Below are 14916 nucleotides of genomic sequence, written 5' to 3'. Positions count from 1 at the left end.
GGTTTAGGGGCTGGGCTTCCTAGTCCTCGAAGGTCGCGCGAAGCGTCGCGATCACGCCCGGGGCAATGTCCTCGCCACCCAGAAGTTGCGGCTTATCTTGCGCGAAAGGATCCGCGTCCAGCTCCTCCTCGGTGGGGCGTAGCTGGATGAGGGTGCGCTCAGCGCCGTCCTGCTGCGGGCCGGACAAGATTCCGGAATACAGTCGGGCGGCGCGAGGCTCGGCGTCGGTCCCCTCGGCAGTATTCACAAAGGTGATTTCTTGAGCGAGGATCGCACCCACCACCTGCTCAGGCCAGCGGATCGTGGCGATGAACTCGCCGAGTTCCTCCGAGCCCGGCCGGATGTGCTCCGGGAGGTCCTCCTGAACAACCAGGGCCAGCGGGTTTTCCTGGGCGTCCGCATCCACAACATCGGCGATGAATGCGTGCGGGACCAGGGCAAACAGGGTGGCGGGGCGGTCCCACCCCTCGGCGTGCACAAAGTCCACCGCTTCCCTTAAGGCGGCGTTGAGAATGCGGTCGTCGTGGAGGTCCAGATCAGCGGAGTGATCGGAGGTGTGATCGGAGGAGTGGGGGGAATCAGATGTGGAAGGTGCCATGAGCTCATATTGTACGTAAGCTGGCCTCAATAGCATTGTGTAGAGGAGCCCGAGAAGCGTTGAGTATCCCGAATTTTGGTTCTAGTTCCCGCTCGAAGTCCCCCGGCAAGGGGGCATCCCTGACAGGCCGCCTCATCGGAATTGGTGCCGGTGTGGCCGTTGTCTTCTTTTTCATCGTCCCCATTTTTGTGGGTATGTACACGGATTTCGCGTGGTTTAGAAGCGTGGACTACCAGGGCGTGTTTGTGAATGTCCTGCTGGTCCGCCTGGCCATGTTTGTTGTCTTTGGTGTGGTTGCCGCTGTGCTGACATGGCTGGCCATCTTTGTGGCGTATCGAGCCCGTCCGGATGAATTCCAGCAGATGGGCAGCAGCTCGCCGCTTCAGGAATTGCGCCCGCTTATTAAGAAGAATTTACGGCCATTCCTTGTGGGCATTCCCTTCGCTGTGGGTGCCGTAGCCGGAATAATTGCCCAGAGCAATTGGCGCACGGTGCTGCTGTTTTTAAATGGTAGCGAGTTTGGTCAGACGGACGCCCAATTCAACAAGGATTTGGGTTTCTACGCCTTCAACCTTCCGATGCTGACCCTGATTGTCACTTCCCTGTCTTTCATCCTGGTGGTGGCTTTTCTTCTGAATCTGATCACGCACTATTTCTTGGGTTCGATCACCACCGGTAATGCCCGGGTGGGGGAGAAGGCTCATGTCTCCACTGTGGCATTGCGCCAGCTCGCTGTGATTGCGGGTGCGTGGATGCTGGTGAAGGCACTGGATTACTGGTTCGCGCGTTACGAATTGCTGAATAGCTCCAACGCCACGTTTACGGGTGCTGGTTACACGGATATTAATGCTGTGCTTCCGGCAAAGATCGCCCTGTTGGTAATTTCCATTTTCGTGGCGGCGATGTTCTTCTGCACGATTGTTCTGAAGGACCTGCGTATTCCTGCCCTGGCAGTGGCCTTGATGGTGGGATCCGTGGTGACTCTGTCTGTGGGTTGGCCGGCGGTGCTGGAGCAATTCTCCGTGAACCCGAACCGTGCGGAAAAGGAGCGGGATTACATTGCGCGGAATATCGAAGCCACCCGTTTCGCCTATAACCTGGGCGACGACCATGTGACGTACGAACGTAATTGGGGGGCCGACGCCAAACCTCACGATGACAAGGTGGACAATAACACCTTGAACAATATTCGCCTGCTGGATCCGCAGGTCCTAAGCCCAACGTTCACGCAGCAGCAACAGCTGAAGAATTTCTACGGCTTCCCTGACAAGCTGGCTATTGACCGCTATGACGTCGATGGGGAGATGCGCGATTTCGTGGTCGCTGCCCGCGAGCTTGACCCCAATGCCCTGGATGGCAACCAGCAGGATTGGATTAACCGCCACACGGTCTATACCCACGGAAATGGTTTGATTGCGGCTCCGGCGAACAAGGTTGATGAGGTGGCTCGCGATGTGGGTAGTGCCCGTGGTGGATACCCGGTGTACACCGTGGCGGATTTGCAGTCTTTGGAGTCGAAGAATCAGGGCGGCGAGCTGAAGCTGGATCTGAAGCAGCCGCGCATTTACTTCGGTCCGCTCATTGCGTCCAATGATGCGCCTAACGCGGATTACGCGATTGTGGGTAATCAGTCTGCCTCTACTCCTCAGGAGTACGACACGGATGCCAATAACTACACCTACACCGGAAACGGTGGTGTGGATGTGTCCAATTACTTCAACCGGTTGATGTTCTCTGCGCATTTCCAGTCCATGAATATGCTGCTGACGGACCGCATTGGTGAGGGATCGCGCATCCTGCACGAGCGTGATCCTCGCGAGCGAGTCCACAAGGTTGCTCCGTGGCTGACCACGGATTCCACCACCTACCCCGTGGTCCTTGACGGGCGCATTAAGTGGGTCGTGGATGGCTACACCACGTTGGACAATCTCCCATACTCCGAGCGCACGTCCCTGACGGACACCACGGCGGATGCCTTGAACCCAGAGGGCGTGAATCAGAATCAGATTGTGACCAACGATGTGTCCTACATCCGCAATTCGGTGAAGGCCGTGGTGGATTCCTACGACGGTTCCGTGGACCTGTACCAGTTTGATGAGAAGGATCCTGTCCTGAAGGCCTGGATGGGCGCTTTCCCGGATGTGGTGAAGCCGAAGGCGGAGATCAGCGAGGATCTGAATAATCATCTTCGCTACCCGTCGGACATTTTCAAGGTGCAGCGTGAGCTGATTGCGAAGTACCACGTGTCCGATCCGGGTATCTTCTTCCAGAACGACTCCTTCTGGTCGGTGCCGACCGACCCGACGGCCGAGGAGCGGCGCCAGAACCTGCCGCAGCCTCCGTACTACGTGGTTGCTGCCGATCCGGAGACGAAGAAGTCTAGCTTCCAGCTGATCACCCCGTTCCGTGGTCTGTCCCGTCAGTTCCTGGCTGCGCACATGTCTGTGTCTTCCGATCCGGAAACCTACGGGCAGATTCACATTCGAGCGCTGCCAACGAGTACCCAGACGCAGGGCCCTGCACAGGCTCAAGACACCATGATGTCCTCTGACGAGATCGCTCGAGAGCGCACGCTGTTGAAGGGCTCCAATGAGCTGATCAACGGTAATCTGCTGACCCTGCCTATCGGTGACGGCAAGATCCTGTACGTGGAGCCGGTGTATTCCAAGCGTGCCGGCCAGGACTCTGCATTCCCGAAGCTGCTGCGTGTGCTGGTGAGCTACAACAACCAGGTGGGCTACGCGCCAACCATTGCTGAGGCCTTGGAACAGGTGGGACTGGATGCTTCTGCGGTGCAGGACCTCAAGGAAGTTGACGGCTCCGTGGTGGGTGGTTCGTCCCAGAGTGACTCCGAGAAGTCGGAGGAGAAGAAGAACGAATCCGGTCAGCAGAGTGAGGCTCAGAAGAACAACTCGCAGGGATCTGGTTCAGCCTCTCAGGCGTCTAAGAAGGTCCGTGACGCGATGGACAAGGTGAACCGTACGCGCGAGAGCGGAAGCTTTGAGGAGTTCGGTAAGGCCTTGGATGAGTTGGATAAGGCAGTGAGTGAGCTCCAGTCTGGCCAATAAGATCGTAATTACCGGTGCGTGAAACCGCCTGTGCGCAGGCGATTTCACTTCTCGGGTGAGATGCGTTAGAGTAGTGGAGTCGCTGACACAGACAATAGTTTGAGTCACGCACCCGACGCGGGGTGGAGCAGCTCGGTAGCTCGCTGGGCTCATAACCCAGAGGTCGTAGGTTCGAATCCTGCCCCCGCTACAAAGGAAAACCCCTGACCAGTAGAAATACTGGTCAGGGGTTCTTCATTTTTCCACTGCACATCGCGGTTGGGACTCACGGTGGGACTCTAGCCCGCCTAACCCGCTCTACATCGGTCTAGCCTCCTGGTGCATAGGTAACTGCCCACAAGCACTAGGAGGCACAGGGCGGCGACGGTGAGCGAGGCGACAGCCGGGGAGGAAGCTTTCGACACAGCGGGGGTGAGGCCAGCGGTGAGTGAATAGCCGATTCCTCCTGCTGCATAGAGGTAGGAAAAGGCGGTGGCCTGTTGGCTTTTCGGCACTTTGTCCGCGATGATCTGCTGCCTGAAGATCATGGCAGGGGCCTGTGCAATTCCCAGAATGGCAGCAATGACTAGGAGGCTGGAGTAGGAGTAGGTAAGTCCCGTAATACCCAGAACCACAACCACCAGTAATGTACACGCGGACGCCTTGTGTTCTTTGCGCTTCCAGCGTGACTTTATCCCAAGTAGTGCCGACGCCACGACGCTGGCACCAGCCAGGACGGCCAGCACCCATCCGGCGCGTGAGTCCGTTCTTTCCCATTCGGTGAGCAGAATGGGAACCAACGTATCGAAGGAGGCCGTGACGGCCATAATTATTGCCGAGGCAACAACCGGGATAATGACAAGAGTGAACTGAGGTTTAGCGGTTGCGCCGCTTGATTGTTCGTAACCGTCTGCAATTGCTTTCGGGGTGGTGATCATGGACATGGTCAAGAAAGCTCCCAGTAAGCAGAATCCCGCGGTGGTTCCACAACTATGCACCATGGCCACGCCTAGAACTGGGCCAATGACCCAGCTGCTTTGATTGATCACGTTATCCAGGCTCATGGCGCGATCTGGGTTCCTGGAGAACTGGCTAATCGAAGAGCGAAGAACTCCAGGAATCGGAGCCGAGAGAGCACCGGTGAGGAACACCAAAAATGGGATTGCCGCCAGGTAGGACGTTCCACCAAGTGCCAAGAAACTGCACAGGAACAGCAAGGACGCACACAGTGCACAACTTTGCGCCAATCGCATCTTCACCTTGTGCTGTGACAGCAAGGGAGTAAGGAAAATGGCTCCTACGGATTCCCCGATTGCGTAGGCGCCGGAGGCAACCCCACCGAGGATATAAGAACCACCGGCTGCTGAAATGCCTACGATGCTGACCATCGGCAGCGAGGTCACGGTTAGACGCGTGAGGATGGTCGACAGAAACCACGCCACGAAGGGGGCATTAGATGTCGATAGACGCATTGGAGTGTCCTAGGTTGTGTTCCGCTTGCGTAGATGGGAGGCGGTTACATCATAAGGTTCTTTCCAATCCTCGCCTCGCAACTTTTTAACGTGTGGGTAGGACTTTACGGGTGGCGAGTAGGCTGATTGAGATTTGGGAACAAACCGGGATTCGGGCATCGTCAACAGACTCAGACGGTGTCAGTCTGTCTGTAACTGCAATCCAACGCTCGGAGCAGCCCTGCTCCAGAGCTTGGATCAATGTCTAGGCAGCAGGGTTACTCAGGAATCGCTCTAAAGCCAGACGCATAATATGACTTGCTGATGTGCCAGTCTCTGCTGCGTATCTATCGAGTGCGTCATTGAGATCATGGGGTAGTCTTACCTGCCTGCGTGGCGATGCTCCGTTGCCCATGGGGTTGGCATTGAGTGAAGGGCGGCCAGCTCTGGCGAATTCTTGTTCGATAGTGTCGGATTCTTCTGTGCGATATTCGAGCCCTCGTGTCTGCACGGCATCCTCCACCGCGGCTACTGCTGCATCTGACTCAGCCCAAGCTGATAGATCGTCAAAGTCGGTGCGGTCGGTCATTGTTTAGTTCTCCTTGTTGCATAGGGCTTTGATCTTGTCGCGAGCTTTCATGCAATGAAAAATCACGATTTCATGGTTCGGCTGGACAGTGAACATTACTTCAATTTCTGTGAAGTGTCCCAGGTTTCGTTCCGGATGAGTAGATAGAAAATCTGGACCAGATCGAAGAAGTCTGACAAGGAGGCCAAGGAGTTGGCTGTATGGGCTGGGTTTCTTCGGCGTGCAGTGCTGCTCGATGAGTGTTTGAGAGAGATCCTCTAGCCGTATCACCCCGTGACTTAGCTGGGCGTGCTAGCCGGACCGGTGACGTTGCGGCACAGCCGGCCTCAAAGAAAAATGTTCGCCCATATCGCCAGATTTTGGCCGAAATCTGGCGATATGGGCGAACAATTTGTGAGTGGAGGGGGCCTTAGCTTTGCTCAGCCGGGTTCTCTACAGGCACCTTCCGCGCATCGAGTCTCCGGCAGATCGCAACGTAGATCGCGCCGGTGATGTTGTGGACCACTGCGGCAATAGCTCCCGGCAGGGCGGCTTCGGGGCTGAAGAACTTGGCAGACATACCGGAGGACAGGCCGGCCGATTGAGTTCCCACCTCGATGGCCAGGGTTCGCTTGCTGGCCACGGGCATGCTGACGAGCTTTCCAACGAAGTATCCCAGCACGTAGCCCAGGATGTTGTGAATCACCACGGCGGCGATAGCAATGCCTCCCACGATTGCTAGGCTGTGCGCGTTCTTGGCCACCGCGCCGAAGACCACGCCGCCAATGCCGACAATGGATACCCAGGGCAGGATCGGCAGAATCTTATTGATGAAGGAATCTGCCACCACGCGGATAACAAGACCACCCACCACTGGAAGCAGAACGGTCTGGCACAGGGTCCAGGTCATTCCCCAGGCGTTGATTTCCGTGTGCGTGTCCGCCAGGAACAGCATCAGTAGGGGCGTGACGATGGGGGACACCAGGGTGGACACACTGGTCATTGCCACAGAGAAGGCAACGTCGCCACGGGCAAGGTAGGCAATCACATTGGAGGACGTGCCTCCCGGCACGGATCCCAGCATCAGCAGGCCAACAGCGAGGGCGGGGTTAAGGTTCAGTGCGTTGGCTACGAGGATCGCCAGCAGCGGCATGATCGTGAACTGTGCCAGCACGCCTAAGAGGATCGCTAGCGGGCGCTTTGCGACCTGCTGGAAATCGGGGATCGTGAGTGTCAATCCCATTCCGAACATGATGATCATCAGGAAGTACGTGATGAGGTCTGTGAGCGGAAGGAATGGGGTAGGGAAGAGGAACGCCAGGGCGGAGCCGATCAGGATGAAGGCGGGGAAGGCTAATACCTCAAACATCGCTGTGAACTTTGACTGTTCAGCGGTGTGTGATTCTGGGGACATGGGACGCTCCTGCATCACGGGACGGATCTGTGGTCTTCACGAGCTCGCGGGTTCGTACGCGCACGACATGCTCGCGCACGCACGCGCCTCGGCATGTACGACACACGCGCGCGTGCATCGGCACATGCGACGTCCACGCGCACTCGCGAACTGCTGGCGAGATTCTAGCCCGCAGTCGCAGCCCTCAAGTAATCCTTGACCCTCTCGAAGGTTCTTTACCCCTATTGAGGTGAGTAAAACAATAGAGCATGGCCCCCGGCATCGAGATTTGGTGAACAGAAAGTGAACTCTTGGTGACTAACTGCTAACCATTAGCATTACGAGCGGTGACTGAGTAGGGACTATGCTGGCAAGGGGGTAAAGACCCCCTCTGTTTGTGCAGTTCAGCATATCTTTTTGGGGATGTTGTGTGATAGCGTTGTTGGTTATAACGTGAGTATTGCGAGGGAATCTTGCGCCTGCAAGTTCACACACCGTTAGACTGCATTTCTTGATTCATCCCAGGGCTTCACTCCCTAGAAAGGTGTTCGGTCGTGACAGCGACTTTACTCATCTTGGCCATTGTCGTGGTTACCGCCTTGGCGTTCGACTTCACGAATGGTTTTCACGATACGGCCAACGCCATGGCGACCTCCATCGCCACGGGCGCCCTGAAGCCTTTCACTGCAGTGGCACTGTCCGCAGTGTTGAACCTGATCGGTGCCTTTTTGTCCGTGCATGTTGCCGCGACGGTGGCCAAGGGCATTGTGAACTTGGATTCTTATGACTTATCTTCCGGCGCCAACGGCGTTCCCCTGGACGGCCAGGCACTGCTGTTGGTGGTGTTCACGGGCCTGATTGGTGGCATTATCTGGAACCTCTTTACCTGGCTTCTGGGCATGCCGTCCTCCTCGTCCCATGCGCTGTTCGGTGGCCTCATCGGTGCCGCGCTGGCTGCCATGGGCACTGCGGGTGTGGCGTGGTCGTCGATCGTTGGCAAGATCTTGATTCCCGCCGTGGCGTCCCCGATCATCGCGGCGCTCGTCTCGGCCACGGGCACCTTCGTGGTGTACTGGATCAGCAACACGATCCCCAGCAAGGTCAAGAACGAGCACTTCCGTCACGGGCAGATTGCCACCGCGTCTCTGGTCTCCCTGGCCCACGGTGCCGGCGACGCCCAGAAGACCATGGGTGTGATCTTCCTCGCCCTGGTGGCTGCCGGTGAGGCAAACGCCGCCGAACGTATCCCCACCTGGGTCATCGTGGCCTGTGCCGTGGCGATTGCGTTGGGAACCTTGTCCGGTGGTTGGCGCGTGATCCGTACCCTGGGCAAGGGTTTGGTGGAGATCGAATCGCCTCAGGGAATGGCAGCCGAGGCGTCGTCGGCGGCAATCATCTTGACCTCTGCGGCGGGTGGCATGGCCCTGTCCACCACGCACGTATCCACGGGTTCGATTCTGGGTACGGGTCTGGGCAAGCGCGGCGCCGAGGTTCGTTGGGGCGTGGCGATGCGCATGGCCGCAGCGTGGCTGATTACCATTCCGTGCGCGGCGATCGTGGGCTTCCTGTCCTGGTGGCTGGCCACGGGCGTGACGAGCGTGTCCTCTATCACCGTGGGCGTGATCGTGGACTTCATTTTGTTGATTGCCATGGCCGCCCTGATCTTCTTCCGTTCCCGCGTGAACCCCATCGACGCCAGCAACGTCAACGAGCAATGGGATGCCGACGCCGAAAGCGTCGATTCCTCCATCCGCCGCGCCGAACCCGCCGTTGCTGGTCCTGTGGCCCAGAAGCATTAATGCGGACAGCGCTAGTACAAGAAGCACTATAGGAACAGCAGGAATAATCGCATGGATTTTGCAGAAACGTTCTCTTCGATTTTTCGAGTTGCCGGGTTGGCGTTAGCTTTTGGCGCTGGAGTGCCGCTGCTTTTCGCTTTGGGTATGCGCTGCATGACTGGGGATGCCATTCGGGATGCCCAGGGTGTTGTGGTCGATCATCGTGAAGCCGCGCCTGGAATGAAGATGCTGGGGTGGCTGGTGTACGCCCTGCTGGTAGTTCTGGTGGTGGTGGCGATCACGTGGATTTCCAAGGATACATTGAATCACTACCTGGGCTGGAACCTGTTCCCGGGGTTGTCCAGTAAGCACTAGCACCAGCAGGCGCTGGCGCCAGCACGTACTTAGAGTTGCGCTGCGAGTTCGTGCGCGGGGTTGTACGTTGTAGCTATGTTGACTCCTCGCCCGTTCAATCACCCACAGATCAATCACCCACAGCGCAAGCCCGCACGCCTGCGTGCACACAGCCCGGCACATAAGCCCGTCCGAGCAGCCTCCGCCGTCATTGCCGCGCTCGGCCTTTCCTTGGGGCTCGCCGCCCCAGCCCCAGCTCAGGCGGAAGGCTCGATCGACAGCCTGCGGATGCCGCCCCTGGCCGGGCTAGAGACCCTGCCTGGTTATCCAGTGCCGGTGTATTACGACGGCGCTCCCACCCCGCGGCCTTTCCCGCCGGAGTATCTGGGTGGTTATATTTCGGACGTGAGCTCCTATTGTGGCGGCATTTATGCCGATGTGGTGAAGAGCTTTCAGGATCTTCGGGGGAATAAGGAGCTGATGCGGAAGAACCTGGATCTCACGGTCCAGGCTAATAATGCTGCGGCGAATGACCCTGCGGCTATTGAGCGGGCGCAGCGTGATGCGGCTGTGGATCAAGGCGGCCTGCTGATGGCGTTTTCTGATGCGTTGGGGGATGAGCTTGGGCAGGCGTTCCGGGATGCGCTGAAGGATAATCGCCTCCCGAAGACTCAGTATCTTCTGGGCAATGGGTACCTGGCCCGTGCCGGTGGTGTGGCGAGCTCCACGCTCATTGAAAAGGAATTGTTTGGGTTTGATCGCCCTTTTGTGGTCGCACCGGATCGGATTCATCGTTATGAGAGCCCCGAGCGGGATTTCTATAAGACTTCCAAGTCCTTCCCGTCGGGTCATACGAACCAGGCGACATGGGTGACCACGCTGCTGGCGATGGCCTTGCCGGAGGTGGGCCCGCAGTTGCTGCTGCGCGGTGCTGAGGCTGGGTATCACCGCTTGGTGATGGGCGTGCATTACCCACTGGATGTGATTGGTGGTCGCATGACGGGAACTGCGGCAGCGGCTGATCGCTGGAATGATCCGCGCATGCGCGAGGCCTTGGGACAGGTGCGGGACGAAATCCGCGCGGAGCTGGCGTGGCGCACCGGCAAGGACGTTGCCGATGTTGCGGCGCAGCAGAGGCCTTATCGGCCGACCGACGCCGCCGTCGATACCTACACAACATATATGACCCACGGGTTCGCGCCGGTGGGGGCTACTAATGCACCGATGATTGTGCCTCAGGCGGCGCCGGATCTCCTGCTTCCTACGTTTCCGGATCTGAGCTATGAGCAGCGGGCGGAGATCCTCCGGCGCACAGCATTGACCTCGGGTTACCCCTTGGACGATCAGGGCCCTGCAGGCTCTTGGCAGCGGATTAATCTGGCTGCAGCGATGGCGGCTGACGTGACGGTGAATGAGGACGGTAACCTCGCAATTAACCCATAAAAATCCAGGATAATGTGACGAATGGTGTGCATGTTTTCTGTGTTGTTTAGAGAATCGGGTTCAGGCGCGCTATCCTGAAGGGGGACTACGTTCCTGGCCAACATTTATCTCACTTTCGAGGACCCTCATGCGACCACATACTTTCACCCGGCACGTACAGCGCATCGCCGCAGCAGCGATCATTGCCACCGGATGCCTCGCGGCTCCTGTTGCCTCCGCGCAATCCAGCGTGAGCGGAAGCCTGGACAACGTGCTTGCTGCGGGCCAGCCGGGACCGCATCGCGTGGAGGGGAACTACTTCACGTCCCCTACGGCTCCTGCTGAGCAGAAGGCTCAACCTGGCGTGGCGATCGTGGGGCCATCCACTCCCATCACTATGGGCGACCACGTGTGCACCATCGCTGTGGCGGGAACGGATGAGGCAGGCCGTGCGGTTGCCTTGACGGCGGGGCACTGTGGTGGCGTCGGGGCTGACGTTCGTGCCATGGATGCACCTGCCGCCGGCGTGATTGGAAAGGTAGCGCGAGTGGTTGCCGGGGATGTGGCAGTCATTGAACTGAACGACCACGCACGCGTGGCTGCGCACTACAACAACGTTGCCATTCATCAGGTTGGCGGCCCATCTCCAGCGGTGCTCCAGGAGGTCTGTAAGACGGGTGTGGCGACGGGAACGTCGTGTGGTGTGACGATCAACGCCACGAATGACCGGCTGCTGGCGCACCTGTGTGGCTCGTTTGGCGACTCCGGAGCGCCGATCTACGCGGGTAATCGTCTGCTGGCGGTTCTCAATGGTGGATTGGCTGGATTGCCTGCATGCACCACTCCGCTTCAAGGGCCAGTGCATGCCCCGACGGTGGGCACCCCCTGGGCTAAGATCTCCGCAGATCTCAATCGCGGGGGAGTGGGAGCAGGCTTCCGCCCGGCGAACTAGCTCTGGCTGTTGTGTTGCGGTGAGTGCATTCGCCGGCGGTGGCTCAGGGCTAGTGTGAGTGCTGAGGCAAAAAGCAGAGTTCCACTGGACCAGCGGGCCTGATTCCAGTTGATTACATCTAAGGCTGCAAGAATCACCATCGCCGCCGCAATTGCCAACGGAATCAGCCAATTGTGTCTATTGCTGGATTCATTCATGACTTTCACCTGCGTTTCACTGGCGCACGAATTACGCGAACCATATCCTTTCGGTACTCACATAGTGAACCTCGTGTAAGTACCGATGCTAGCAGCATTTCTGGCAGCATGCCCAGGGCTGCGGCCTAGCCCAGGCGGCCTCGGCCGAGTTGCAGGAGAGCCTTGGCGATGTCCACGCCTTCACGGCCGAACTCATCGTGGAACTGGTTGATAATGGCGACCTCACGGGTGTGAACCAACTTGGTTCCGCCAGAACCCAAGCGGGTCTTGCCGATCGCGCGAGACACTTCCGTGCGACGACGAATGGCGTCGATGATCAGCTCATCCATCCGATTAATTTCCTCGCGGTAGGATTGGATTTCTGCGTCCGATAAAGGATCGTCGGTGCCCGACGGCATGCGCACACGGAATGGAGTGTCAGTCATGTTCGTTATCATACTGGCAAGCGCCGTCAATGGTGTACATGTCGGCGCATGACGCGGCAATAACCAACGCAGGTAACAACCAACGCAGGTGAAGAAGGAAGAGATGAGTAACGACCCCCGCCAGGAATATCTTGATATACCGCTCACGGACGTTCCTCTTCCCGACGAGCCTGTGTTCGACGCACCACCGCCAGAGGACGAGCTTCCCCCGGAGGGCTATGAAGACGTCTTGAGCGCGCCGGCTGCCTCTCCGCCGAACAACCCCGCGCCGACCAACCCTGCGCCAACCAGTCCCATCCCTGCCAACCGCACTCCAGCCAGCTCCACACCAGCCAACCCCGCTGCATTGCTGGAAGGCCTAAACCCCCAGCAGCGCCAGGCTGTGGAACACCGCGGCGTGCCGCTGTTGATCGTGGCGGGCGCTGGTTCGGGTAAAACCTCGGTGCTCACCCGGCGCATTGCCTACCTTTTGGACAACGGAGTGGCTCCCTGGCAGGTCCTCGCCATCACCTTCACCAACAAGGCCGCCGCGGAGATGCGCGAACGCGTCATGGATCTCATTGGCCCCACGGCCGAACGCATGTGGGTCTCTACCTTTCACTCCACGTGTGTGCGCATTTTGCGCGCGAATGCCGCCCTCGTCCCGGGTCTGAATACGAACTTCACTATCTATGACTCGGATGATTCGAAGCGCCTGATCACCATGATCCTGAAGGATCGCGGTATGGACCTCAAGGAGTTCGCGCCCCGGGGCGTGCTGTCCACCATCTCTAAGTGGAAGAACGAACTGATGGGCCCCGCTGAGGCTCTCACAGAGGCGGAGCAGGACACGAACCCCTGGAAGAGTGCCGTGGCCGAGTGCTACGGGACTTATCAGAAGCGCCTGCGGGCCGCCAATGCTGTGGATTTCGACGACTTGATCGGGGAAGTGGTCGCCGTTCTTCAGCACCATCCGGAGGTGCTGGATCACTACCGTTCGCGTTTCCGCCACGTGCTGGTGGACGAGTATCAGGACACCAACCATGCCCAATACGTGTTGGTGAAGACCCTTGTGGGTGACTCGGCGGAATTGTGTGTGGTGGGTGACGCCGACCAGTCCATTTACGCCTTCCGTGGCGCGACGATCCGCAATATCGAAGAGTTTGAACGCGATTTCCCGAATGCGCGGACTATTCTGCTGGAGCAAAATTACCGCTCCACACAAACAATTCTGAGCGCTGCGAATTCTGTGATCGCTCAAAACGAAGGCCGCCGTGCCAAGAATCTCTGGACAGACCTCGGCGACGGCGAGCGCATCGGCGCCTATGTGGCCGATAACGAGCATGACGAGGCCAACTTCATCGTCCAGCAGATCGACGACCTGGTGGATAATGGCGAGTTTTCCTATTCCGATATTGCCGTCATGTATCGCACGAATAACGCCTCCCGAGCCGTGGAAGAAGTGCTGTTGCGCGCAGGGCTTCCCTATAAGGTCGTGGGCGGCACTCGCTTTTATGAGCGCCGCGAAGTGCGCGATATTGTGGCCTACCTAAAAGCACTAGATAACCCCCACGATGAAACCGCGTTGCGGCGCATTATTAACACCCCACGCCGCGGAATAGGCGATCGCGCCCTCGCGCAGGTCAGCGTCCACGCGCAGACGCACGGCCTGGGTTTCCGCCAGGCCCTGGAGGATGCCGCGGCCGGTCATGTGGCGATGCTCAGCTCCCGAGGAAAGAACGCCATCGCCGGGTTTATCGACCTGATGGATAACCTGCGCGCCGAAGTGGTCTCCGAAGCAGAGCCAGACAATACCGAAGCCCAGGACTTTCCGGATCTCGGCGAGGTTGTGTCCCGCGTGCTCGATGCCACTGGCTACAAGGCGGAGCTGGAGAAGTCCAACGATCCGCAGGACGGGACGCGCCTGGATAACCTCAACGAGCTCGTAGCCGTGGGGCATGAGTATTCTGCGGAGGCGGCAAACCTGGCGTCGTATCAGGCGGAGCAGGATGACCTGCTGAGCGAGGGTGAGGCGCCGGCGGGCTCCCTGCAGGCATTTCTGGAGCGGGTGAGCCTGGTGGCCGATGCCGATCAGATCCCCGCCGAGGAGCAGGACATGGTTACGTTGATGACCCTGCACACCGCGAAGGGCTTGGAGTTTCCCGTGGTGTTCCTGACCGGGTGGGAGGACGGGCAGTTCCCGCACATGCGTTCGCTCGGGGATCCCACGCAATTATCTGAAGAACGACGCCTGGCCTACGTCGGAATAACCCGCGCCAAAAAGAGGCTGTTCTTGACGCGGGCTGTGACGCGCTCTGGTTTTGGAACGCCGGTGAACAATCCGCCGTCGCGGTTCTTGAAGGAGGTTCCGGAGGAATGCCTGCACTGGATTCGTGAGGAACCCCAGTGGGGGACGAGCTACACGAGCGGTTATTCGGGCGGCTATTCGAGCGGTTTTGGGAAGAGGTCCGCGGGGGTGAGCGCGCCGGCGTCGACCACATATACGTCGTCAGCGTCCACCCCGCGGAAGTCCTCTGCTGCGGGGAAGCCCGCGTTGGCACTGGAGGTCGGGGACGTGGTCAATCACGACAAATATGGATTGGGTACGGTCAAGGCGGTCGATCGAATCGGTGCGCACGCCACCGCGATGATCGATTTTGGGCGCCAGGGCACGGTGCGCATGATGCTCACGCCGGGACTGCCGATGGAGAAGATGTAAGCCTCCACAGCGCCAGCGCCTCCACAGGCATCA

Annotated in this window: 11 protein-coding genes and 1 tRNA gene; 7 read left to right on the top strand and 5 right to left on the bottom strand. The window is 58.6% G+C overall.

Going from position 1 to position 14916, the window contains the following annotated elements; translation table 11 throughout:
- Positions 1-19: 19 nt before the first annotated feature.
- The gene (locus GC425_RS03395) at positions 20-598 is read right to left on the bottom strand and encodes a PPA1309 family protein (RefSeq protein ID WP_151843827.1); all 579 of its coding nucleotides are present in this window, start codon (positions 596-598) and stop codon (positions 20-22) included.
- Between the two features lie 119 nt (positions 599-717).
- Between GC425_RS03395 and GC425_RS03390 the strand changes: the two genes are divergently transcribed.
- Together GC425_RS03390 and GC425_RS03385 are read left to right on the top strand one after the other, a co-directional pair.
- Positions 718-3666 carry a UPF0182 family protein gene (locus GC425_RS03390; protein WP_231699724.1) on the top strand — a complete coding sequence of 983 codons (2949 nt, stop codon included), beginning with the start codon at positions 718-720 and terminating at the stop codon, positions 3664-3666.
- Positions 3667-3782: 116 nt separating this feature from the next.
- Positions 3783-3856 (top strand) — tRNA-Met (locus GC425_RS03385).
- 97 nt (positions 3857-3953) lie between these two features.
- Here the strand turns inward: GC425_RS03385 and GC425_RS03380 are convergent.
- The 3 genes from GC425_RS03380 to GC425_RS03370 all read right to left on the bottom strand — a co-directional run bounded on the left by GC425_RS03380 (position 3954) and on the right by GC425_RS03370 (position 7078).
- The gene (locus GC425_RS03380; protein ID WP_151843829.1) at positions 3954-5117 is read right to left on the bottom strand and encodes an MFS transporter; all 1164 of its coding nucleotides are present in this window, start codon (positions 5115-5117) and stop codon (positions 3954-3956) included.
- A 244-nt stretch (positions 5118-5361) separates the two neighbouring features.
- Complete coding sequence (locus tag GC425_RS03375; protein ID WP_151842008.1) at positions 5362-5685, bottom strand: ribbon-helix-helix protein, CopG family; 324 nt, start codon at positions 5683-5685, stop codon at positions 5362-5364.
- A 409-nt stretch (positions 5686-6094) separates the two neighbouring features.
- Positions 6095-7078: a bile acid:sodium symporter family protein gene (locus GC425_RS03370; protein ID WP_151843830.1), complete on the bottom strand. Its 984-nt coding sequence runs from the start codon at positions 7076-7078 to the stop codon at positions 6095-6097.
- A 533-nt stretch (positions 7079-7611) separates the two neighbouring features.
- Between GC425_RS03370 and GC425_RS03365 the strand changes: the two genes are divergently transcribed.
- The 4 genes from GC425_RS03365 (at position 7612) to GC425_RS03350 (ending at position 11563) form a co-directional block, all read left to right on the top strand.
- Entirely contained in the window at positions 7612-8856 is a 1245-nt protein-coding gene (locus tag GC425_RS03365; RefSeq protein WP_151843831.1) for an inorganic phosphate transporter, read from the top strand.
- A gap of 51 nt (positions 8857-8907) precedes the next feature.
- Entirely contained in the window at positions 8908-9210 is a 303-nt protein-coding gene (locus tag GC425_RS03360; RefSeq protein WP_151843832.1) for a hypothetical protein, read from the top strand.
- A 75-nt stretch (positions 9211-9285) separates the two neighbouring features.
- Complete coding sequence (locus GC425_RS03355; RefSeq protein ID WP_151843833.1) at positions 9286-10632, top strand: phosphatase PAP2 family protein; 1347 nt, start codon at positions 9286-9288, stop codon at positions 10630-10632.
- A 127-nt stretch (positions 10633-10759) separates the two neighbouring features.
- Positions 10760-11563, top strand: coding sequence for a hypothetical protein (locus GC425_RS03350; protein WP_151843834.1), 804 nt, complete (start codon positions 10760-10762; stop codon positions 11561-11563).
- Positions 11564-11885: 322 nt separating this feature from the next.
- Here GC425_RS03350 and GC425_RS03345 read toward each other — a convergent pair whose 3' ends face one another.
- Positions 11886-12185, bottom strand: a complete 300-nt coding sequence (locus tag GC425_RS03345; protein WP_187767881.1) for a chorismate mutase — start codon at positions 12183-12185, stop codon at positions 11886-11888.
- 103 nt (positions 12186-12288) lie between these two features.
- Here GC425_RS03345 and GC425_RS03340 point away from each other — a divergent pair, with 103 nt between their 5' ends.
- Positions 12289-14883: an ATP-dependent helicase gene (locus GC425_RS03340; protein WP_151843835.1), complete on the top strand. Its 2595-nt coding sequence runs from the start codon at positions 12289-12291 to the stop codon at positions 14881-14883.
- The last annotated feature ends 33 nt before the right edge of the window (positions 14884-14916 follow it).

The sequence above is a fragment of the Corynebacterium sp. zg254 genome (assembly GCF_024701495.1).
Lineage (GTDB): Bacteria > Actinomycetota > Actinomycetes > Mycobacteriales > Mycobacteriaceae > Corynebacterium > Corynebacterium zhongnanshanii.
Note: the sequence above shows the minus strand (reverse complement) of the source record. Positions and strands in the feature narration are given on the sequence as shown.

Excerpts from the sequence above, each read along its gene's own strand:
- GC425_RS03395 (WP_151843827.1), bottom strand. The coding sequence starts at position 598 with ATGGCACCTTCCACATCTGATTCCCCCCACTCCTCCGATCACACCTCC.
- GC425_RS03380 (WP_151843829.1), bottom strand. The coding sequence starts at position 5,117 with ATGCGTCTATCGACATCTAATGCCCCCTTCGTGGCGTGGTTTCTGTCG.
- GC425_RS03375 (WP_151842008.1), bottom strand. The coding sequence starts at position 5,685 with ATGACCGACCGCACCGACTTTGACGATCTATCAGCTTGGGCTGAGTCA.
- GC425_RS03370 (WP_151843830.1), bottom strand. The coding sequence starts at position 7,078 with ATGTCCCCAGAATCACACACCGCTGAACAGTCAAAGTTCACAGCGATG.
- GC425_RS03360 (WP_151843832.1), top strand. The coding sequence starts at position 8,908 with ATGGATTTTGCAGAAACGTTCTCTTCGATTTTTCGAGTTGCCGGGTTG.
- GC425_RS03355 (WP_151843833.1), top strand. The coding sequence starts at position 9,286 with ATGTTGACTCCTCGCCCGTTCAATCACCCACAGATCAATCACCCACAG.
- GC425_RS03350 (WP_151843834.1), top strand. The coding sequence starts at position 10,760 with ATGCGACCACATACTTTCACCCGGCACGTACAGCGCATCGCCGCAGCA.
- GC425_RS03345 (WP_187767881.1), bottom strand. The coding sequence starts at position 12,185 with ATGACTGACACTCCATTCCGTGTGCGCATGCCGTCGGGCACCGACGAT.
- GC425_RS03340 (WP_151843835.1), top strand. The coding sequence starts at position 12,289 with ATGAGTAACGACCCCCGCCAGGAATATCTTGATATACCGCTCACGGAC.